The organism is Pseudomonas purpurea, from assembly GCF_039908635.1.
GTDB lineage: Bacteria > Pseudomonadota > Gammaproteobacteria > Pseudomonadales > Pseudomonadaceae > Aquipseudomonas > Aquipseudomonas purpurea.
In genome coordinates this window covers 1,501,646-1,522,880 of sequence record NZ_CP150918.1, presented here as the reverse complement: position 1 = coordinate 1,522,880, position 21,235 = coordinate 1,501,646, and the positions used below count along the sequence as shown (strand labels likewise).

At 58.9% G+C, this 21,235-nt stretch carries 12 protein-coding genes and 5 pseudogenes; 6 read left to right on the top strand and 11 right to left on the bottom strand.

The window, feature by feature from the left end; genetic code table 11:
* Positions 1 to 59 precede the first annotated feature (59 nt).
* The 4 genes from AABM54_RS06820 to AABM54_RS06805 form a co-directional block, all read right to left on the bottom strand.
* Positions 60 to 2,027 (bottom strand): DUF692 family multinuclear iron-containing protein, encoded by a 1,968-nt coding sequence (locus AABM54_RS06820; RefSeq protein WP_347904521.1) that lies wholly within the window; start codon positions 2,025 to 2,027, stop codon positions 60 to 62.
* 15 nt (positions 2,028 to 2,042) lie between these two features.
* On the bottom strand, positions 2,043 to 3,203 hold the full coding sequence (locus AABM54_RS06815) for an HEXXH motif-containing putative peptide modification protein (RefSeq protein WP_347904520.1): 1,161 nt from the start codon (positions 3,201 to 3,203) through the stop codon (positions 2,043 to 2,045).
* Between the two features lie 15 nt (positions 3,204 to 3,218).
* Positions 3,219 to 3,695, bottom strand: a complete 477-nt coding sequence (locus tag AABM54_RS06810) for a GNAT family N-acetyltransferase (protein WP_347904519.1) — start codon at positions 3,693 to 3,695, stop codon at positions 3,219 to 3,221.
* Positions 3,696 to 3,808: 113 nt separating this feature from the next.
* Positions 3,809 to 4,081 carry an Os1348 family RiPP precursor gene (locus AABM54_RS06805; protein WP_347904518.1) on the bottom strand — a complete coding sequence of 91 codons (273 nt, stop codon included), beginning with the start codon at positions 4,079 to 4,081 and terminating at the stop codon, positions 3,809 to 3,811.
* Positions 4,082 to 4,748: 667 nt separating this feature from the next.
* Between AABM54_RS06805 and AABM54_RS06800 the strand changes: the two are divergent.
* Positions 4,749 to 5,649: pseudogene (locus AABM54_RS06800) on the top strand (polysaccharide deacetylase family protein).
* 36 nt (positions 5,650 to 5,685) lie between these two features.
* Here AABM54_RS06800 and AABM54_RS06795 read toward each other — a convergent pair.
* Together AABM54_RS06795 and AABM54_RS06790 are read right to left on the bottom strand one after the other, a co-directional pair.
* A pseudogene (locus AABM54_RS06795) lies at positions 5,686 to 7,033 on the bottom strand (MFS transporter).
* A gap of 310 nt (positions 7,034 to 7,343) precedes the next feature.
* Positions 7,344 to 7,460: pseudogene (locus AABM54_RS06790) on the bottom strand (IclR family transcriptional regulator); the annotation flags it as partial.
* Between the two features lie 698 nt (positions 7,461 to 8,158).
* Here AABM54_RS06790 and AABM54_RS06785 point away from each other — a divergent pair.
* Both AABM54_RS06785 and AABM54_RS06780 read left to right on the top strand, forming a co-directional pair.
* The gene (locus AABM54_RS06785) at positions 8,159 to 8,359 is read left to right on the top strand and encodes a hypothetical protein (protein WP_347904517.1); all 201 of its coding nucleotides are present in this window, start codon (positions 8,159 to 8,161) and stop codon (positions 8,357 to 8,359) included.
* A 375-nt stretch (positions 8,360 to 8,734) separates the two neighbouring features.
* Positions 8,735 to 10,210 carry an inorganic phosphate transporter gene (locus tag AABM54_RS06780; RefSeq protein WP_347904516.1) on the top strand — a complete coding sequence of 492 codons (1,476 nt, stop codon included), beginning with the start codon at positions 8,735 to 8,737 and terminating at the stop codon, positions 10,208 to 10,210.
* 327 nt (positions 10,211 to 10,537) lie between these two features.
* On the opposite strand, the gene ccoM is transcribed toward AABM54_RS06780, so the two are convergent.
* The 3 genes from ccoM to AABM54_RS06765 all read right to left on the bottom strand — a co-directional run bounded on the left by ccoM (position 10,538) and on the right by AABM54_RS06765 (position 11,469).
* Entirely contained in the window at positions 10,538 to 10,654 is a 117-nt protein-coding gene (gene ccoM / locus AABM54_RS06775) for a cytochrome c oxidase subunit CcoM (RefSeq protein ID WP_015634423.1), read from the bottom strand.
* A gap of 144 nt (positions 10,655 to 10,798) precedes the next feature.
* Positions 10,799 to 11,017 (bottom strand): hypothetical protein, encoded by a 219-nt coding sequence (locus tag AABM54_RS06770; protein WP_347906313.1) that lies wholly within the window; start codon positions 11,015 to 11,017, stop codon positions 10,799 to 10,801.
* A 110-nt stretch (positions 11,018 to 11,127) separates the two neighbouring features.
* A complete protein-coding gene (locus AABM54_RS06765) occupies positions 11,128 to 11,469 on the bottom strand; it encodes an aspartate-semialdehyde dehydrogenase (RefSeq protein WP_347904515.1) in 342 nt (113 codons plus the stop codon).
* Positions 11,470 to 11,687: 218 nt separating this feature from the next.
* On the opposite strand from AABM54_RS06765, the pseudogene rapA reads away from it, so the two are divergent.
* Positions 11,688 to 14,536, top strand: a pseudogene (gene rapA / locus AABM54_RS06760) (RNA polymerase-associated protein RapA).
* 173 nt (positions 14,537 to 14,709) lie between these two features.
* Here the strand turns inward: rapA and AABM54_RS06755 are convergent.
* On the bottom strand, positions 14,710 to 16,059 hold the full coding sequence (locus tag AABM54_RS06755; protein ID WP_347904514.1) for an MFS transporter: 1,350 nt from the start codon (positions 16,057 to 16,059) through the stop codon (positions 14,710 to 14,712).
* A 285-nt stretch (positions 16,060 to 16,344) separates the two neighbouring features.
* Here AABM54_RS06755 and AABM54_RS06750 point away from each other — a divergent pair, with 285 nt between their 5' ends.
* Positions 16,345 to 18,630, top strand: a complete 2,286-nt coding sequence (locus AABM54_RS06750) for a bifunctional diguanylate cyclase/phosphodiesterase (RefSeq protein WP_347904513.1) — start codon at positions 16,345 to 16,347, stop codon at positions 18,628 to 18,630.
* A gap of 14 nt (positions 18,631 to 18,644) precedes the next feature.
* Here AABM54_RS06750 and AABM54_RS06745 read toward each other — a convergent pair.
* Positions 18,645 to 18,818, bottom strand: a pseudogene (locus tag AABM54_RS06745) (NAD(P)-binding domain-containing protein); the annotation flags it as partial.
* Positions 18,819 to 19,010: 192 nt separating this feature from the next.
* Between AABM54_RS06745 and AABM54_RS06740 the strand changes: the two are divergent.
* A complete protein-coding gene (locus AABM54_RS06740) occupies positions 19,011 to 21,191 on the top strand; it encodes a hypothetical protein (RefSeq protein ID WP_347904512.1) in 2,181 nt (726 codons plus the stop codon).
* Positions 21,192 to 21,235 lie beyond the last annotated feature (44 nt).

Below are 21,235 nucleotides of genomic sequence, written 5' to 3'. Positions count from 1 at the left end.
AAAACGAAGCCCACCTTTGGTGGGCTTTTTGTTGCCTCGGGAAAACCCGCACACCGCTATCAACCTCCCACCCCATTGACCAAAAACACCGGCTCCTCCAGGTAGTTGAGGCCCAGGCGGTTTTCGAACACTTCGTCGCGCAAGGCCGCCGTGGTGAAGCTGCCGAGGCCCAGGGCAGTGGCCACCAGCGAAAAAGTCTGACTCACATGCCCGGCATCCATCAACGCCACCCGCAGCGCCCGGCTGAACTCGTACTTCCAGGCCATTCGTTCGACCCGCGCCGTGGACACAAACACCGCCGCCGCCCCTTTGATCCATGCCTGCTCGCCACAGGCCTCACAGATCCAGGTGTGCGGGTCTTCCCGGGCAAGCAGCTCAAGCCCATGGCGGCGTACCGAATAGTGGTAAACACCGCGTTCCAGACCTTGCACATTCATCAACACCGCATAGACCTCGGTGCCGTGCAGCGAGCCTCCGGCCGCCGAGGTCTTCTTCAGGAAATAATCCCCCATGCGGTTCTGTTCCATGACGGTCGCGCCCCAGGTGTAGTAAAGCAACGCCGACAACTGCTGCGAACTCAACGGCTGCTCACTGAAAGTTCGCGACGTGCGGCGATTGCACAACGAATCGAGCAACGTCGATTGAGCCATCGCGCTGGAAGCCAGCAACAGCGGGTTTTCCAGGGCCACGAACGGATGGGAGAAATAATCCTTGAACGCCGACGGCTGACGTCGCGCCGTGGCCTTTTGCTCCAGCTCCGTTTCCAGGTCACTGACGCTGATGTAAGGCGTGTGCGACCCGGTCCGGGTACTCAGGTAAAACGCCAGTGCCGCATCCCAATGAGCCCAAAGGTTGACCGGGGGGGTACACGCCTCGCCGGTGGCAGCGTCCGATGGATGGGGCAGCAGGACACCGTGGTGGACCAGTTCCCGCAGGAACGCCAGGTTGTCATCCTGTTCGGGGCTCTGCAAAACCCCCGGCAGCAACAAGGCACTGCCCAGCGTCTGGGGCGTCAGGAAGTGGCGCAGCAACGGCAACAGCGCCACGCAAAATTCCAGGCTCAGGTCATGCTGTTGATCACGGATAAAAAACGAGGCCGAGCCAACACTGATCCAGGTGCTTTCCCTGAGCTTCAACAGTGTCTGTGCGCCCTGCTCGGTCGGCGTTGGCCGTACCTGCCGGTCAGCACCCTGCCAGAACAAGGCGTGAGGCCGCAGGGATTTGATCGCCCTGATCAACGCCAACAGCGTTGCGTCCTCGCTCTTGCGAGAAATATCCCACTCCAGGGTGATGGCTTTCACCGGCGATGAGTCGCACAACTGACGCAGGATGTCCCAATCCCGCTGCGGGTCTGCAGTGTGAATTTCAATCAATCGATCCAACGGCAATGAACGCAAATAGTCGTTCAGGTCGTACCCCTGAGTCCTGGCGGTCGTGATCGCACTGTCGAGGTCCAGCAGAAAACCCGAACCGCTGCGCTCCACCACCCGTGAGATGAACTCGCCTTCGGACTGCTCCTGGGCATCGTGCAATGAAAACAGGCGCGGTGCGTTCTCCAGCACCAGCAAGGTCGCACTGAACTCACGCAGTTCGAGGGCATTGGCCACCACCGTGTCAGCCACCTCCTGGGCCAGGGTCGGCAAAATGAAGTGCTGGGTGTCGCCACCGTGAAACCGCGACCAGGAAATATGCTCGGCCAGCCAGGGCGAACGGGTTTTGTCACACAGGCGCCGCGTCATGTTCAGGAACTCGCGGTCCATCGCAATCCCCACGCTGCCCAGGGACAAACTGGACGAATGCAGCAAACTCGGGACCTGAGCGCCGAGTTCAAGCAGGCGCGGCTCCAGAATGCAGTGGGTCGGCTGGAACTCGACGTAATCGAAGTGCGGCAACCCCTCCGCCAGAATCCGCTCGACCGTCGGGTCGAGCCCCTCCTGCGAAAGGACAGCCTGAGGGCTATGGGCGGGTAAATGGTATTCCAACCCGACGCCCGCCTCGGGAAACTGCGCAGCATCAAACATCGTCATGCCCGCCTCCCAGGCTCAAGCGGTCAAACCCAGCAAGCGCTCCGGCCCAGTCGCCCTCCCCGATATCGCCAACAGCCCGGCGTACTGGCTTTCCAGAACCCTGACCTCCTTGATCAGGTTTTCCAGAAGCTGGCGCCCCTGAGGCGTGAAATCCGTGCTGCCCTCAAAGTCCGGCAACGCCTTGATCAAGCCTTGCAGGATGAACACCAGACGGTTTTGCGCCCGTTGCAGTTCGCGGGACGAGCGCGAGCGAACCCGCCCCAGGTACTTGACCAAGGCGACATACACGAAAAACGCATGGAAATAGCCATACACATCACGTTTCTGCCCCGACCACGGCAAAGTGCAGATCGCCTCACGCGAGGCGTCTTCGTTAATCACCGGGCACACTTCGACAATGTGATAGAGCAGTTGATGAGTGGCCTCATGCACCAGTGACTCTTCCATATCGAGTATCGAATCATCCCGGCTCGATAACAGAATGATCCCGGTGAAGCGCGAAGCCGAACAGCTGCGAAATGAACCATCGGGCAAATAACACACCGACTTGACCAGCCGTCTGAACTGCTCATGGCAGGCCGGCCAGCTATGTTCTATTCGCAACAAGGCAATATTCATGACATCGCAAAAGAAATTCACGGAATAACCGTTTCGCTCCAACTGTTTGCGGGTGGCCTCATCTTTCGGAAACTCATAACTGGGAGGCGCGGCTATCGCCAACAGCGGGTCGACATTGAACCGATACACCGGCGGGCAATACTCATTCAGCCGCGCCGTGTCTGGAGTTTTCACACGCGCCAACATCTCTGGAAACTCGACGAGCATTTTTTCCAGCTCTTTAGTATTCGTAGCCTTGTTCGTTATCACCTGGTTCGCATGATGGGACGCCAACAGGTTCCATATTTGAAATACCGGATCATTGATAATCAAACGCTGTTCACGAGTCGGCGGCACAATAAGGTTAAAGGCCTGTTCAAAGAACTCCGCCAAATGCGGGGCGTCTTTAAACATTTGAAAAAGTTCGGTGTACAGCGCAGCAAAGCACGTGTAGCGATTTCGACTGACTCGCTCCAGCAATGCTTCAAATCGTGAGGGCTCCGAATCCGGCAGAAAGGTCGTGCCCTGAAACAACTCGTCGACGGTAAGCTCACGCTGACCACTGCTCCCGATATCCATGTTCTCAACCTTCCCTTAGGTTGGCGGCAACGGCTTCGCCATCGTCAGACTGGCGACCCCATAACCTGATTGTTCATAAAGACGACGAGCCGCACCGTTGCGACCAAAGACATGCAACCGTACTTCCTCGCACCCTGACTGCCGCGCCCATGACTCGACGGCCAGCAAGGACTGTTTGGCATACCCCTGGCGACGCGCCTCGGGGTCAATGTAAATATCCAGAATGAAGGCGATCTTCCTGGCAGCAACGTGTCGCTGCGCGACCCACAACTCACCCACACGGTGCGTTTGATCCTTGATCACCCAGAGTTGATTGTTTTCGGTCAATCGCCCTTGCGGCAGTAATTGTTCAAAGACATTCCGGGCCTTTTGCGAGGCCTCCTCCTGCGCCCATTCGCCCGCCGTCACCATGCCGTCGCCATACTCGGCAACGGCTCTTGGGGCGAACGCAACAAAGTCCGCGTTATCCATTGGAGCCAAGGTGACAGACATCCGTCATTCACTCCGTGATCGACCACTGTGCGTCATGGCACTGAACCGGGCCATTCGACGCACCGCAGAAATCAACCCGCCTTCCGTGGTACGCCAAACGGCATCACCGACCCTTAGTCCATACGTGCCTGTTGCTGCTGGTTCTGTGTATCAAACACCGCGCGAATACCCAGGTTGCTTCGAATACCGGAAGAAGCCGCCGTCAGTTTTGCAGCATCGAGACCTTTAACCGCCGCAATCTCGTCAGTGCTTAAATGCACACCAATACCTTTAGCAGTGCCGGCCGGATCTTTATGAAGGTCGCTGGCAAATTTCTCATCCAGCACCGCACGTCCGAGAACCGAAGCCAAGCGTTCCTGATTGACTCTATTACCATTAGCACTCATCGCACTTCTCCTTGTTATTTCGGCATGACGAAAACAAAACCCCTGACGTGACATGAAGCGTTCCTTGCCCGCCCTGAGAGTGTTGAATATAGCAACGCCTCTTTGCTTTTCCAGCCATAGCAAAGGCTTCCCTTAAACCGTTTCACGATAATCGATAATGCCGATTCTTAAATTAAATCCATAATAATTGATAGACCTTTCACAACCGTTAAACCTGAAAGAGAGCTCGTGCACCAACGTAATAAACACTTCCTGCAAACAATAAACAATTAATTGTAAACGTCATAAATAGAACACCCATCAGGCACACCTGCATCGCCCCCGATAACTTCGCGTTTTAATTGGAAATGCGCCTGTACCGGCGATTGAATCGATACCTGATCAGTGTTGGTTAATCCCCTGTCACTCCGTTCATCGCATTGAATACCCCGACCGATCCGCCGCACCTGCAAAGGCCAATAGCAAGAGGTTTGACGAAAATCCCCTGATCATCCGTTACCCGATCAGCCGGTGCCGATCCGACGAATAACCCGCTGCTCCCTGAACCGTTTACCGGCGCAACGTTCCTATGGACATATCCCCGGGAGCAATGGACGTGCGGTGTGGTCAATGACCACGCGCCGCACGCCTGCGCCCATCCTGAGCAGTCGTGGGCCACGTCAAACAGATGAAACTGATCGCCGCTTTTTTATTGGCCCTCACGCTGACGGTCAGCCTTAGTGGCTGTATCGGCCCGCCGATTCCCCTGACGCCGCACACTGTCAATCTGCTGCGCTCATCGCCGCCGATCCGCTTTCTGCTGACCTTCGACGACGGGCCGAGCGCGTCCGGGTATGCCAATCCAACGCGGGCAATTCTTGCTGTGCTGGCCAGCAACCCGATGCAACCGGGCATCAAGGCGGTGTTCTTCGTGCAGACCCAAGCGCCGCGGGGCCGGCGGCAGCGAACGAGGCCGCAAAACCATGCAGCGCGAAAACGCGGCGGGCCATCTGCTGGGCTTCCACACCGCCACGCCGTGGCACACCAACCACCGCTCGCTGTCCCCCGAAGAACTTGAACGGTCACTCACCCAAGGCAGCGCAGACATTGCCTCGATCACCGGCAGTGCACCGGTATTGGTGCGCCCACCCTTCTGGAACTACGACAAACGCACCTTCGCGGCGTATCAGCAACATGGCTTGCACGTATTGCTGACCGACCTGAGCGCCAATGACGGCAAGGTGTGGGGAATCACGGCCAGCCCCCGCCGGCGTTCCAACCTGGTGCGGCAACTGTCCGAAGTACGCGAACGTATCGTCGCAGGAGAACTGCCGACAGTGGATAACGTGATTCCCATCGTCGTGACCTTTCACGACCTCAATCGCTACACCGCCCGGCACATGCAGGAATACCTGCAAATCCTGCTCGACAGCGCACGCGAGACAGGCCTGACCACCGCCGCCAAACCGTTTTACGACGATCAATCAGCCCTGCTGACCGCCGCCATGGCCCGCACTGTTCGCGATGCCTCCCAACCGGTCCGGTTGCCTGGCGTGTGGAACTGGATCTGGGACAGCGACTCGCATTGAGGCCCCTGAAATCGCCAGGCAATCTGAAGCCTGGCTTCAGGTCGCATCCGCATGACTGACCATGCCCTTGATCAGCACGGCCGTGGTGGCCAGGGCCGCCGGAATCACCAGTGCTGTGAGCACCTGCTCGAAGTTCCAGCCAAGACCCAGCAACGTGGCGCCCATCCACGCGCCGAGAATTGCGCCGAAACGGCCCATCCCCAACATCCACGAAACCCCGGTGGCGCGGGCCTGGGTCGGGTAAAAACGCGCCGCCAGGGAGGGCATCGCCGATTGCGCACCGTTGACGCACATCCCGGCGACCAGCACCAGGGTCGCCAACAACGTCATGTTCCCCAGGCTCTGCCCCACCGCGTAGGCAAACACCCCGGCCAACAGATAGAAAATGCCGATCACTTTGTGCGGATTGAACCGATCCATCGCCCAGCCCACGGCGACCGCACTCAACACCCCTCCGAACTGGAACAGCGCGCCAATGAACGCGGCCTGCTCCATGCTCGCGCCACTGTCACGCATCAGCGTCGGCAACCAACTGGTCAGCAGGTACACGATCACCAGGCCCATGAAGTAAGTGAGCCACAACAACAGTGTGCCGGTGCTGTAGGTCCCGCAGAAGATCACTGCGAACACATTACGGGCCTTGACGGTTTTCTGCTCCGGCACACTGAAGCTCGACGCCCGGGCGACCGTGATCGGGTCAATCGGCGCTAACACCTGACGCACCTTGTCCGTGCCCCGATTGCGCACCACCAGATACCGCGCCGACTCCGGCAGCCAAAACAACAACACCACCGCGAGGATCAACGGCAGAACCCCGCCGATCAGCAACAGGCTGTGCCAGCCGAACGCCGGGATCAGCGTGGCCGAAATGAAACCACCACCGGCCATGCCCAGGTTGAAGCCGCAAAACATGCTGGTCACCAACAGCGACTTGTGGCGCTCCGGGGTGTATTCGGACAGCAACGTGGTGGCGTTCGGCATGCCGGCGCCCAGGCCCAGGCCGGTGAGGAAACGCAGCACCAGTAATTGGTCGACATTGGTGCTGTACGCCGAAGCCAGGCTGAACGCACCGAACAACAGCACGGCGCCCACCAGTACGACTTTTCGCCCGAAGCGGTCGGCCAACGGCCCTGAACCCAGAGCACCGAACACCATGCCGATCAGCGCGGCACTCATCACCGGGCCCAGGCTGGCGCGTTCTATGCCCCAGTCCAGGGACAAGGGCCGGCGCGATGAACCCCATGGCCGCCGTGTCCAGACCATCAAGGAAAACAATCAGAAAACACAGGATCACCACTCGCCATTGGTAGCGTGACAGTGGTTGGTCATTGATGAAGGACTGCACATCAAGGCAATTCCCCACAGCGGATTGAGGCTGGTTCATTTTTTTATTCCATGCAATAAACGCAGACAAACAGAGGCTGGCAAGTACCCGCCATGTCATAAAAGAGATCGTGCCCGGATCAGTTGGTCCAGGGTCCGCAACGCCGTCACACGGGACAGCTGCAGGTGCAGAGCATCGGCATGGGGACTGGTCTCTTCATGATGACTGGGGGTACCAGCCGAACGCTGTCAGATCATGAGCAGCTCGGCTAACGCTGCCGCGACATTAATGAGGCAAGGGAAACAGCGTCAATTCCATAAATGCAACTTTGTGCGATTATCGAATGGCTTACGCAAATAACTGGGTACTCAAGGTCACGGCTGGCACTCAGCACGACGGGCAAAAAACGCTTTTCCAGCTCGCCCCGACGGACTCGTCCGGCGTGGATGCTGACATTCAGGGCCGCCAGCACTTGGCCGGACGCGTCAGGCCCTTTCCCACAGAGATCGGCGGTTGTTACAAGCGGCTGCGCAATGGCTGCACACGCGACCGACCGTGAGGATTGAGCGATTATCGAACCGTCGACCGGTATTCGCATTCAATTGACCATCGCCCTACAGTGCCCCGCACTAGCCTTGGGCCGTTAACCGGTTTCCCTTTCGACCCGTTTGGTATTTTTCCTTCATTATCAGGAACAGCAAGTTTGCTTACTCTTCCTTTTATTCGCGCCTTGTCCATTTAATGTGTGTGCCTTAGTGGCATCGCAAAGACCGACAGAAACGGTCTGCGTGAAGAGTGTCAGCGCGGGAAAAATTTGGGTGTAACAAAACGATCACACAACGTGAACCACATTTAACTTCTTCGAGATAGTCTTATTCGGATCGGCCGCTATAATGCACCTCAGTGAGGGTCACGTTTTTCATGACTATCGGATCCAATCACTCAGGCAGCACGACGGTCCATCGATGCTTCCTGTGGCAAGCGCCTGGCGCCCATTTCATGACGCTTTAGATGCGCTCGCCAAACTATAACTGATGCTACGTCGACTGCTCTTCTCTGGTGCCGTGGCCACCTGCAACAAGGACGCTGTATACCGCAACACGGGCAAGTGTCTTGTCGGCGCGGTGAACACGCTTGTTGCAGTGTGTATCACCAGAATTTATCTCAACTCAATTAGGTAGCACTGTGACGAAAGACGAACTGCGCGCGGAACTTGAGCGCCAGGAACAACGTTACAAGGATGTTTACGGCGGGGAAGTCACCACCTACGCCGCTCAGCCCGAACCGGAACGCAAACCGTGGCGTAAACGCGCCAGCATTCTCGATCAGGCTTTTACCCAGGAACTGCAAAAGATGGAAAAGGAACTCAAAGCCGAAGAGCCATGATCGCCGCGGCTTGAGTTCCAAGGGCCGGTATCCTGTTGGCAACACGCTGACTGGATCACTGCTCCATATCGCGCCCGCCATGAGCGGGCGGCTGCCACCTCAACCCGAACGGATGAGGCATCTGGCTTATGACTGGCCCTGCTTTCAGATATTTCGCACGCCGGTTTCAGGCCTCCGCTGACACCGCCAGGTACGCGCCCTACGGGCAGACCTCCAGCAAAATCAATGAGTTGTAAAACCAAGCGCCATCCTGGGGCTTTGGGTGTTACTCCAAACTAAATCGTTGAAGAATGTTACCGATGAGCAGCTAGTGCATCGATTACCAGTCTTTTCTGGCATAATCGCGCCCCCTTATGACCGGGTCAGAAAACCTTCATGATCGATTTATTCAGCGGACTGGATGCTTGGGTGCTTGTGAGCCTCTTGCTCGCCCTGGCCTTTGTCCTCGCCTTCGAGTTCATCAACGGCTTTCATGACACCGCTAACGCGGTTGCCACTGTTATCTACACCAAAGCCATGCCGCCTCATCTGGCCGTGTTCTTTTCCGGTGTGTTCAACTTCCTCGGCGTGTTGCTGGGCGGCGTTGGCGTGGCGTATGCCATCGTCCACCTGCTGCCGGTAGAGCTGCTGATCAACGTGAACACCGGCCACGGGTTGGCCATGGTGTTCTCGCTGCTCGCCGCGGCAATCACCTGGAACCTGGGCACTTGGTACTTCGGTATCCCGGCGTCGAGCTCGCACACCCTGATCGGTTCGATCCTCGGTGTAGGCCTGGCGAATGCCCTGATCAACGATATTCCGTTGGCCGATGGTGTGAACTGGCAGAAAGCGATCGATATCGGTGCCTCCCTGGTGTTCTCGCCAATGGCCGGTTTCCTCGTGGCAGCGTTGGTGTTGATTGGCCTTAAATGGTGGCGTCCACTGTCCAAGATGCACAAGACCCCGGACCAGCGCCGCAAGCTTGATGACAAAAAGCACCCGCCGTTCTGGAACCGTCTGGTTCTGGTGATCTCGGCGATGGCGGTGAGCTTTGTTCACGGCTCCAACGATGGCCAGAAAGGCATCGGCCTGATCATGCTGGTGTTGATTGGTATTGTGCCGGCGCAGTTCGTGCTCGACCTGAACAGCACCACCTATCAGATCGAACGTACTCGCGATGCGACCTTGCACCTGAGCCAGTTCTATCAGCGCAATAACGAGACCCTGGGCGAGTTCCTTGCCTTGGGTAAAAGTGTCGAAGACGACTTGCCGGAGAAATTCCGCTGCAATCCGCAACAGACCGAGCCGACCATAAAGGCACTGTTGGGCACTCTCAAAGGCGTATCGGACTACCATTCGCTGTCGTCGGACAACCGCATCGAAGTGCGTCGTTACCTGCTCTGCCTGGACGACACCGCGAAGAAAGTCGGCAAGTTGCCTGGCCTCGCGCCGCGTGAAAAGGCGGACCTGGACAAGCTGCGCAAAGACCTGACCGCCACCACTGAATACGCGCCGTTCTGGGTGATTCTGGCAGTTGCCCTGGCCTTGGGCCTGGGCACCATGGTGGGCTGGAAACGTGTGGTGCTGACCATCGGCGAGAAGATCGGCAAGCAGGGCATGACCTACGCTCAGGGCATGTCGGCGCAGATCACCACCGCGTGCATGATCGGCCTGGCGAACATCTTCAGCCTGCCGGTGTCGACCACCCACGTCCTGTCTTCGGGCGTGGCCGGGACCATGGTCGCCAACAAAAGCGGCCTGCAAGGCGGCACCGTGAAAACCATCCTGCTGGCCTGGGTCCTGACCCTGCCGGCAACCGTGGGCCTGTCGGCCGGCCTGTTCTGGCTGGCGTCCAAGGCACTCGCGAGCTGATACACCGCTGCAGCAAAAAAGGCGCGTTCCGTAAGGTTCGCGCCTTTTTTATTGCTTGCTTCCAGGCACCAAAAACCCACTGTGGGAGCCTGCTCGCGAAGGCTATTTAACATTCAAGCTTGAAGGCGACTGGCCCACCGCTATCGCGAGCAAGCTCGCTCCCACAGGAGGGCGGTGTGTACGAAAAAAACAGGTCGGCTATCCGGCCGCTATCGCGAGCAAGCTCGGCTCCTACGGTTAATCGGTCGCCGCAGGAAAAGCGCGCACAAAAAAAAGGGCGACCGAAGTCGCCCAAAATGCCTTGCGTGCTCGTGTTTCTGAAAAGACCTAAGGTTTTTTACGCTTATTCGCGTCTTTCCAGATGAAGAATCCAAATCCTGCGAAAAACAGAACCATGAGGCCGACTGTCAGCACTCCGGCGATCACCACATTATCGAAAAACATGACTGGCCTCCTGCGTTCGCCTTGTTGCGATGGGGCTAAGTTACCCAATTGGACGCAGGAGAAAATTGACCGGGATCAATGCCGCCCGAGACTGGGCGTAAGGGAGGGAAAATAACTGACCTGTATCAACGGACGCAGGGGGGTTCAACGCTTTTTCGGTTTGTTTTTCGGTTTTTTCCTGGCTTTTCCAAGCGGCATGGCCTGCTCGAAAGCCTGGCGCACTTCGTTGAGGCGCTTTTCATTGAGGTCGTGCACGCGCTTGGCGCGCTCGGTGTTGAGGTCGATCAGCTTGTCGTCTTGGCTCATGGCATGAAGTACGTCGTCGTGGGGCGAATACAGGCGTGGCAAGTCGGCATCAGCCACCCTGCCCGCTCAGGGTTTGCCCATCATAATGCGGTCAGGGATCGATGCTGACCAGTGCGGGTATCGACGTGACCCGGCGAACGGTTGCCAAATGTGAGGCACGGGCCCATCTAAACCTCGACATCCACCCACAGGCCCTGGCGTGGCTGTGCTTCCATCAACGGCACCACCGGCACGGTGTTGTCCGCATTCAGTTCATCGCCGGGCACCGCCAGGTGTTCTTCCGGGTCGTCTTCGGCTTCACGACGGCGCTTGTCGCGCTCTTGCTGGCGGCGCTGTTCTTCACGCAGCAGCAGGGCCGACTCTTCGGCATCGCGTTTTTGCAGGTCGATCGTGCTTTCATTGGAGCTGGCTTCTACCGGCACCACCGGGGGAATATCCGGGCGTTGGCGGATCGGATCCTGCTGGGATGTGATCGGCACGGCGCTCAAAGGGAGCATCGGTGGCAGCATAGTGTGGGTCTCCTGTCAGCAGGCTGTCGGCTGAGGGGGTGACGACTTGAGCCACCGGTCGCAAACTTGTGACCCGGTTGACACTCTCAAGTGGCCTCGGCCCCGATGAGCTCACCGTTGGGCTAACGTCAAACCTGTAGATTTTATGAGAGTCCTTTGGCTCTGAAGGCCTCATTCCGTTAAGATAGTCGGCTTTTTCAAGGCGGGAGTCAGGCAGCATGGCGCAGCAGTATCAACCGGGGCAACGCTGGATTAGTGACAGCGAAGCCGAGCTGGGTTTAGGCACCGTTCTGGCACAGGACGGTCGCTTGCTGACCGTGCTCTATCCGGCCACTGGCGACACTCGCCAGTATGCGCTACGGAATGCGCCCCTCACGCGAGTGAGGTTTTCGCCGGGTGACATGATCACTCACTTCGAAGGCTGGAAAATGACCGTGCGCGAAGTCGACGACGTCGACGGCCTGCTGGTCTACCACGGGCTCAACGCGCAGAACGAAGCGGTGACCTTGCCCGAGACCCAACTCTCGAACTTCATCCAGTTCCGTCTGGCCAGCGACCGTTTGTTCGCCGGGCAGATCGACCCATTGGCCTGGTTCTCCCTGCGTTACCACACCCTGGAACACACCAGCCGCCAGTTGCAGTCCTCGCTTTGGGGCCTGGGTGGCGTGCGTGCACAGCCAATCGCGCACCAATTGCACATTGCCCGTGAAGTCGCTGACCGTATCGCGCCACGGGTTCTGCTGGCGGACGAAGTGGGGCCCTGGGTAAAACCATCGAAGCCGGCCTGGTGATCCATCGCCAACTGCTGTCGGGCCGCGCCAACCGCGTACTGATCCTGGTCCCGGAAAACCTCCAGCACCAGTGGCTGGTGGAGATGCGTCGTCGCTTCAACCTGCAGGTCGCGCTGTTCGACGAAGAACGCTTCATCGAAAGCGATGCCACCAACCCGTTCGAAGACACCCAGCTCGCGCTGGTCGCCCTGGAATGGCTGGTAGAAGACGAAAAGGCCCAGGACGCGCTGTTTGCGGCCGGTTGGGACTTGATGGTGGTCGATGAAGCGCACCACCTGGTGTGGCACGAAGATCAGGTCAGCCCCGAGTACTCGCTGGTCGAGCAACTCGCAGAAACCATTCCTGGCGTCCTGCTGCTGACCGCAACACCTGAGCAATTGGGCCAGGACAGCCACTTCGCGCGCCTGCGCCTGCTCGATCCAAACCGTTTCCATGACCTGAAAGCCTTCCGCGCCGAGAGCGAAAACTATCGCCCGGTGGCCGAAGCCGTTCAGGAGCTGATGGACCAGGGTCGCCTGTCCCCGGCCGCCCACAAAACCATCCAGGGTTTCCTCGGTGACGAAGGCGAAACGCTGCTGAGCGCCGTCAACGCTGGCGACGCCGAAGCCAGCGCCCGCCTGGTGCGTGAACTGCTGGACCGCCACGGCACTGGCCGCGTGCTGTTCCGCAACACCCGCGCGGCGGTGCAAGGCTTCCCGGAGCGCAAACTGCACCCCTACCCGCTGCCGTGCCCTGACGAATACCTGGAGTTACCGCTGGGCGAACACGCCGAGCTGTACCCGGAAGTCAGCTTCCAGGCGCAACCGGATATAGATGAAGAACAACGCTGGTGGCGTTTCGACCCTCGCGTCGAGTGGCTGATCGACCAGTTGAAAATGCTCAAGCGCACCAAGGTGCTGGTGATCTGCGCCCACGCCGAAACCGCCATGGACCTGGAAGACGCCCTGCGCGTGCGCTCCGGGATTCCGGCCACGGTGTTCCACGAAGGCATGAACATCCTTGAGCGTGACCGCGCGGCCGCCTACTTCGCGGACGAAGAGTTTGGCGCCCAAGTGCTGATCTGCTCGGAAATCGGCAGTGAAGGTCGCAACTTCCAGTTCTCCCACCACTTGGTGCTGTTCGACCTGCCGTCGCACCCGGACCTGCTGGAACAGCGTATCGGTCGTCTGGACCGGATCGGCCAGAAGCACATCATCGAACTGCATGTGCCGTACCTGGAAACCAGCCCGCAAGAGCGCTTGTTCCAGTGGTATCACGAAGCACTGAACGCGTTCCTCAACACCTGCCCGACCGGCAACGCCTTGCAGCACCAGTTCGGCCCACGCCTGCTGCCGTTGCTGGAAAACGCCGACGACGGCGAGTGGCAAGCGCTGATCGACGAAGCCCGTACCGCCCGCGAAGGCCTGGAAGCCGAGCTGCACAGCGGTCGCGACCGCCTGCTGGAGCTCAATTCCGGTGGCGCTGGCGAAGGTGATGCGCTGGTCGAGGCGATCCTTGAGCAAGACGATCAGTTCGCCCTGCCGATCTACATGGAAACCCTGTTCGATGCGTTCGGCATCGACAGCGAAGACCATTCGGAAAACGCCCTGATCCTCAAGCCGAGCGAAAAAATGCTCGACGCCAGCTTCCCGCTGGGCGACGACGAAGGCGTGACCATCACGTACGACCGCAACCAGGCGCTGTCTCGCGAAGACATGCAGTTCATCACCTGGGAACACCCGATGGTTCAGGGTGGCATGGACCTGGTGCTGTCCGGTTCGATGGGTAACACCGCCGTCGCGCTGATCAAGAACAAGGCCCTCAAGCCAGGCACCGTGTTGCTGGAACTGCTCTACGTCAGCGAAGTGGTTGCCCCGCGTTCGCTGCAACTGGGCCGTTACCTGCCACCGGCCGCCCTGCGCTGCCTGCTGGACACCAACGGTAACGACCTGTCGAGCCGGGTGTCGTTCGAAACCCTCAACGATCAGCTCGAAAGCGTGCCACGCGCCAGCGCCAACAAGTTTGTGCAGGCCCAGCGTGATCAACTGACACCGCGTATCAACGCCGGTGAACAGAAGATCACCCCGCGCCACGCCGAACGCGTGGCCGAAGCGCAACGCCGCCTCGCCGCCGATACCGACGAAGAACTGGCACGCCTGACCGCCCTGCAAGCGGTCAACCCGACCGTGCGCGACAGCGAACTGGTTGCCCTGCGCCAGCAGCGCGAGCAAGGCCTGGCTATGCTCGACAAAGCGGCACTGCGACTGGAAGCGATCCGGGTGTTGGTGGCGGGTTAATCCCCCCTCTACCTCCGTTAAAACAAAAGGCCCGCAGCGATGCGGGCCTTTTTTGTTTAGCTGGTTTTTATGGCGTTCACGATTACCCCATCGCGAGCAAGCTCGCTCCCACAATGATCGCCAGTGAATGCTAGATCAGTGTTCGACCACAATCCCCCTGCTCGCGATGGCGATCATGTAGTCGCTGTAGCAATCCCCGGTTCAACCACGGTTATCAATCCTTCCTTCATCCGCTTGGCATCGCGGACAAAACACCGCGAAGCCTGGAACAGAAACACCATGGTCAACAACAGCGCCACCGGGATCAGGTACATCGCATCGTGCAGACCTACCGCTTTAAAAGCCTCGGTCATCTGTTCGGCACCCGCGGCATACATCGCCGTGTGGGCAAAGTGGTCTGATAACGCGCCGACCACCACTGGCCCCAAACCACCGCCCAGCAAGTACAGGCCGGCAAAGAACAACGCCATCGCCGTGGCCCGCAAACGCGGCTCGATCACGTCCTGAATCGCCGTGTAGACGCACGTATAGAAATTGTACGCAAACAACCAACCGACACTGAAAGCCGCGACGAACACACCGATTTCGACACGCCCGGCGTGCAAGGCCCACGCCGTACACAGGGTCGAAATGAGCAGACTGGCCCCCGCAAACAACAGCCGACCGTTGGCAAAGCGCTGATGGAGTTTGTCGGCAATCCAGCCGCCGGCCGTCAAGCCGATCAACCCGGTCACGCCCACGATCACCCCCGTCGCCACGGCGGCGTCCTGCAAGGGCAGCAGGAAGTAACGCTGCAACATCGGCACCATGAAGGAGTTACAGGCATACGACGCGAAGTTGAAGCACAGCCCCGCCAGCACCAGCCAGAGGAATGTCGGGATCGCCAACACCCGGCGAACCGGCCGGTCGACCGGTTCCTGGGAGATCTGCACGGCTTCCGCCGCGCCGCGCTTGGGCTCCTTGATGAAAAACATGAACACCGCCAGCAACAGCCCCGGCACTGCGGCGATGAAGAACGGCGCACGCCAACTGTCGAACGCCTTGACCATCGCCCCGATGGTGAAGAACGCCAGCAGCAGCCCCAGCGGCAGACCCAGCATAAAAATGCCCATGGCCCGCGCCCGTCGATGGGCCGGGAACAGATCGCCGATCAGCGAATTGGCCGCGGGTGCATAGCTCGCCTCACCAATGCCCACCCCCATGCGCACCAGCAGGAACCCCCAGAAGCTGCCGACCAGCCCGTTGACCGCCGTCAGCCCGCTCCATGTCGCCAGCCCCCAGCCCATCAGTTTGCTGCGCGAACCGGTGTCCGCCATACGTCCCAGCGGTAAACCGGCAATCGCGTAAACGAGGGTGAATGCGGTGCCGATGATGCCGATCTGGAAATCGCTCAGGTGCCATTCCATGCGGATCGGCTCCATGATGATCGCGGGAATGGTGCGGTCGAAGAAGTTGAACAGGTTGGCCAGGAACAGCAGGAACAGAATGCGCCAGGCATTCGCCGCTTGGGTCGAGTTCTGCATGGGTCCGTCTCTTTTATTGTTATATGGGCTTCACTGCCGCAGCATCCGAGCCCGGAATCAGCAATTTAGTCAGCGCCACCCCAACTGTCTGTAACGATTCGTAAGTCGGGCACCTGCCTGTCGAAGGGCTGCGCGCGCCTTATTTCAAAAGGCTCTAGTGCTCATTTCGAAATCATCGGCATCAAGGTGCCAGCACTCCTTGCGGTCTGTGAACGGCCTCTATACTCATGCCATTCGCCAGCGTTCATGGCGCGGGCGCAGGATGACTCAGAAACGGGGCATGCTATGGAGTGGCTTGGTTTGCACTTTATTACCGAGCTGCCGGATAGCGGGCAGATCGTACTCAACTGCACTCATAACCCCTTTCTGGTGCTGCTGGCATACATGGTGGCCTGTGTGGCCAGTTTCGCCACCCTGGACATGGCCGAGCGCGTCAGCCATGTCGAGAACCCCTCGGCGCAACGGCGCTGGCGCTGGGTCGGAGCCTGTTGCCTGGCCGGCGGCATCTGGGCGATGCACTTCATTGGCATGCTGGCCTTCCAGGCACCGGTCGAAATTCACTACGACCTCCTCGTCACCCTGCTTTCTCTGCTGATTGCACTGATTGCCTCGTTTCTGGCGATGGACACCCTCAGCCACCCGCAATTGCGCCTGGGCCGTTACGTGCTGGCCTCGATCTGGATGGGCCTGGGCATTGCCACCATGCACTACGTGGGCATGGCCGCGATGCGCAGTCACGCGGTGGCGTACTACCAGCCGTCGCTGTTCGTTTTATCGATTGTGATTGCCATCGTCGCCAGCTTCACCGCATTGCTGCTGTCCAACCACCTGCGCAATGGCAGTGGGATGTTCCACCAGTTGCTCAAATACACCGCCAGCCTGGTGCTGGGGGCTGGCATCGTCTGCATGCACTTCACGGGTATGTGGTCACTGCACCTGGTGCTGCCCACCGGGGCCCTGCCACAACTTCCCCCCACCGAAAACAACCCCATGCAACTGGGCCTGACCGTCGCGGTCATTACGCTGCTGATTATCGGCAGCAGCATCAGTGCCGCGCTGGCCGACAAGAAGTTGCAAAACAAGGAGCACGACCTGCGACGGGTCAACGCCCTGCTCAGCCAACTGGACCAGGCCCGGATGTCGCTGCAACAGGTGGCTCATTACGATGCCCTGACCAACCTGATCAACCGCCGTGGCTTCAACCAGATCTTCGCCGAAAAGCTCATGGAAAAAACCACCCAGGGCGGCATGCTCGCGGTGATGTTTCTGGACATCGACCACTTCAAGCGCATCAACGACAGCCTCGGCCATGATGCCGGCGATGAACTGCTCAAAGTCCTGGCGACACACATCAAGCAGTCGACCCGCGGTCACGATGATGTGGTCGCACGCTTCGGCGGTGACGAGTTCTGCATCCTCATCGGCCTGCATGACCGCGACGAAGCGCGGCACATGGCGCAACGCATCATGCAGAAGATGAAAGAACCTATCGAGCTGGCCGGACGACGAATGGTGATGACCACCAGCATCGGCATCAGCATTTTCCCTGACGACGGCAAGACCTGCGAAGAGTTGCTCAAGAACGCAGACCTGGCGCTGTATCAGTCCAAGGGCAATGGCCGCAATGGCCTGCACTTTTTCAGCTCCAACCTGAAAACCCGCGCCACCCTTGAATTGCAGCTTGAGGAAGAGTTACGCAACGCCTTACGCGATAACGCCGGGTTGATGCTCTATTACCAGCCGATCTACGACCTCAAAACCGGCCAGGTCACCAAGCTTGAAGCCTTGATTCGCTGGCAACACCCGGTGCATGGCCTGCTGGCGCCCGACCGTTTTATCGCGATTGCCGAAGCCAACGGCTTGATCGCAGAACTCGACAACTGGGTGCTGCGCAAGGCCTGCCAGGACTTGAGCGAACTGTCGCGCCACGGCTGCGAAGCGCTGAAAATCGCGGTGAACTGCTCGCCGCTCAACCTGGCCCGTGAAGAGCTGGCCGATGAAATCGAAAGTGCCTTGCGCAGCGCGGGCGTCGCGCCGCAACGCCTGGAACTGGAAGTCACCGAAAACGCGCTGATGGGCAACATCGCCAACACCCTGGTGCTGCTGCGCCAGATCCGCGCCCTCGGCGTTTCACTGTCGATCGACGATTTCGGCACCGGCTATTCTTCTCTGGCCTACCTCAAGCGCTTGCCGCTCAACACCCTGAAAATCGACCGCTCGTTCATCCTCGATATTCCCAAGTCGACCCAGGACATGGAGATCGTCCAGGCCATTATCGTCATGGCTCATACCCTGCACTTGCAGGTGGTCACCGAAGGCGTCGAAACCGTCGAACAGTACGAGTTCCTCAACCGCTACGGCTGCGATTTCGTTCAGGGCTACTTGCTCAGCCGCCCGGTGCCACTGGCGGAACTGCGCCCGGTGCTGGACGAAATCAACCAGCGTAAACACGCCCACACTCTCAATCCGCCAAGCCTGGCCCGCGGTACAGATGGACTAACGTCGGAAGATCTTTTGCCAGAAAACCCTGGCTACCATGCAGGCGCATCAACGGTGCAGCCAATCCGCTGATCGACGCGCTGCCACAGTTCGGCAGGTGTGGCCCGTTGTCGCGCCCCGGCCTCGACCAACGGCGCGCATGTGGCCGGGTTGCGGTTCCGCACCGTCAGCTGATAGCCCGCCGCCAGCGGGCGTCGGCACATCGCCAGCCCCATCAGCCCAATGTCGGCAAACGCCAGAGAAGGCAACGTTGCCATCATCTTGCCTGCGTTCGATTAAAGATCGCCGGATGTTGGCCGATTCATCATGACTAGGAAAGGATTCCCCCTAGCGAAACTAAGGTTTAACCCTATCGCTGGGGCCAATATCGCACTGTAAAGTCGCGAGACCCCACCCGTGATGGCTCGATGACATCCTTTTGTCGAGCCCACCAGTCCAGGCCATGGCGCACAATGACTTCTAAAAACAACCCTGCCAACGCAGTATCCGATCTGACGCCCACCGTTCTTTCGGAAAGACCCTCGAAGCCATTGACCAGCTCGCGCCCGCTTGCGACCCAGCAATACCTGTACTTCACCGAGACCAATACCGACCGCATCCTCGACAACCTCGATGGCCTGCGTGACATGGTGTTCCCGCGTCCGCCGCACCTGGAAGACGACAGCGAAATCCGTCGCGACCAGGAGTTTCCGTCGGTTTGCCTGATCGGCCTGGGGCGCTGCGGTTCGAACATTGCGCTGGATGTTGCCGAACTGGTCTACAACGCGCGCAAGTTCTACCTCAACGAATTCAACAACGAAGACAAACCTTACGCCGACAAGGGCTACAGCCCGGCGCAGTGGATCCGCACCAACCTGCGCCTGGGGCCGAACAAGGCCACCAAACCGGTGTTTCTGGTAGAGCCGCTGGTGATGCTCGGCGACCTGGACAAGGACATCGCCGGGCGTATCCGCTTCTCGCGCAAGGGCGAAAAAAGCGGCTTTCTGCGCGACTACAGCAAAATGAAGATCATGGACCTCTCGGAAGTCCACGCCGGTGGCGCCGGTAACGCGCCGATCCTCGGCCAGTACCTGGCCAAGATCATCCTGAACAAGGACACCCAGCGGTTCTCCAGCCCGGACTGGAAAATGATCCACTCGTACCTGATCGACAGTTGCGGCATCAAGGCCAACCAGTCGCGCCTGTACTTCTCGATCTTCAGTGCCGGCGGTGGTACGGGTTCGGGCATGGCCTCGGAATTCGGCCTGGCGCAACAGTACTCGTACATGAACAAGACATTCGACACCAAACCGGTGGACGAACACGACAGCAAGGCTGGCCACTCCTTCGTCTTCGAACCGATCTTCACCAGCGGCATTTGCGTACTGCCGAACATTTCCGATCACCGCAGCGAAATGTCCGAAGCCCTGCACATCAACGCCGGTCGCCTGCTGTGCAAATACCTGTCGGAAGAATGGGACTTCTCATACAACTTCGACAATGAAGACAGCAGCGAAGCCAGCGTCATGGGCCGTATCCGCCCATGGAACGCCATGATGCTGATCTCCAACGACATCATGCGTTATGCCGAAGAGAGCGATGACGGCAACATCCAGAACATTGACGTCAATGCCATGGAAAAACACGCCAACCAATACATCTCGCAGCAGATCTTCAACATTCTGACCGCGCAGGCGGTGACCACCGACTACGACCAGAACTACTTCCGTCGTGCGGGCATCGACATCGGCGAAACCATTCGCCTGGACGCCAACGACCTATTCATGAGTCTCGCCGGCCCGGTGGCGATTGCCTACGCCGAATCCGTAGTGCCTGAACAACCGGCGCCGACCAGCGACAAATTCAAGGTGTTCGATAAAGAGCCACAGCGCCTGAACATCGACGACCTGTTCTTCCGCTCCATCGACTTGCCGCACTTCAACAAGGTCACCCAGGCCATTGAAGGCATCAGCCTGTTGCCGATCGAGTCCAAGCGCTATCGCGCATCGCTGGAACAGTACAAGAACTCGGGCTACGACGCCGCCGCACTGCACGACCTGCACTTCTTCAAGAACTGCTCGTCGGTGGTCTCGATCGTGTCCCTGCCCAAGGACTACAAGCTGTCCTACATGGACCTGAACCGGCTGAAGACTCACCTCAACAGCCTGTTCCCCAACACCACGCTCAAGCGCTATGCGCTGGTGATCGGTGCGTCGGCCAACCTGTCGCTGACCACCCTGATCGCCAAGAGCCCATGCCTGTCGGACGATTTCCTGACGTTGATCGTGGCCTTCATCAAGCGTTGCTTTGCGAAAAACCCGTACCGCTTCGACGAGACCCTGGACAACTCGATCCTGGACTTCATCATCCATGAGGAATTCGACGAAGGCCTGATCGATGACCTGCTCAACGAGTTCGAAAACCCGGCCAAGATCCTCGACACCAACTGGTACGCGATCAAGCCGATGTACGAGAAGAAGTACCGCGAGCTGATCAACGACAAGGACAAGTTCGTGTCGATCAACGACATCCGCCTGTCCCGCGATTGCGTGAAGAAGGCCATCAAGTACCTGCGCGAGATCTACCGTCACCGCATCGGCAAGACCAAGGTTATTTCCCTCAATAACCACACCGGCAAATCTTTCTCGGTCTGACCCAGGACCGAGTCGCTTCATTCGCGAGCAAGCCCGCTCCCACA

Bases quoted from the DNA above. Each gene is read 5' to 3' on its own strand.
- AABM54_RS06820 (WP_347904521.1), bottom strand. From the start codon at position 2,027: ATGACGATGTTTGATGCTGCGCAGTTTCCCGAGGCGGGCGTCGGGTTG.
- AABM54_RS06815 (WP_347904520.1), bottom strand. From the start codon at position 3,203: ATGGATATCGGGAGCAGTGGTCAGCGTGAGCTTACCGTCGACGAGTTG.
- AABM54_RS06810 (WP_347904519.1), bottom strand. From the start codon at position 3,695: ATGTCTGTCACCTTGGCTCCAATGGATAACGCGGACTTTGTTGCGTTC.
- AABM54_RS06805 (WP_347904518.1), bottom strand. From the start codon at position 4,081: ATGAGTGCTAATGGTAATAGAGTCAATCAGGAACGCTTGGCTTCGGTT.
- AABM54_RS06780 (WP_347904516.1), top strand. From the start codon at position 8,735: ATGATCGATTTATTCAGCGGACTGGATGCTTGGGTGCTTGTGAGCCTC.
- ccoM (WP_015634423.1), bottom strand. From the start codon at position 10,654: ATGTTTTTCGATAATGTGGTGATCGCCGGAGTGCTGACAGTCGGCCTC.
- AABM54_RS06765 (WP_347904515.1), bottom strand. From the start codon at position 11,469: ATGCTGCCACCGATGCTCCCTTTGAGCGCCGTGCCGATCACATCCCAG.
- AABM54_RS06755 (WP_347904514.1), bottom strand. From the start codon at position 16,059: ATGCAGAACTCGACCCAAGCGGCGAATGCCTGGCGCATTCTGTTCCTG.
- AABM54_RS06750 (WP_347904513.1), top strand. From the start codon at position 16,345: ATGGAGTGGCTTGGTTTGCACTTTATTACCGAGCTGCCGGATAGCGGG.
- AABM54_RS06740 (WP_347904512.1), top strand. From the start codon at position 19,011: ATGACTTCTAAAAACAACCCTGCCAACGCAGTATCCGATCTGACGCCC.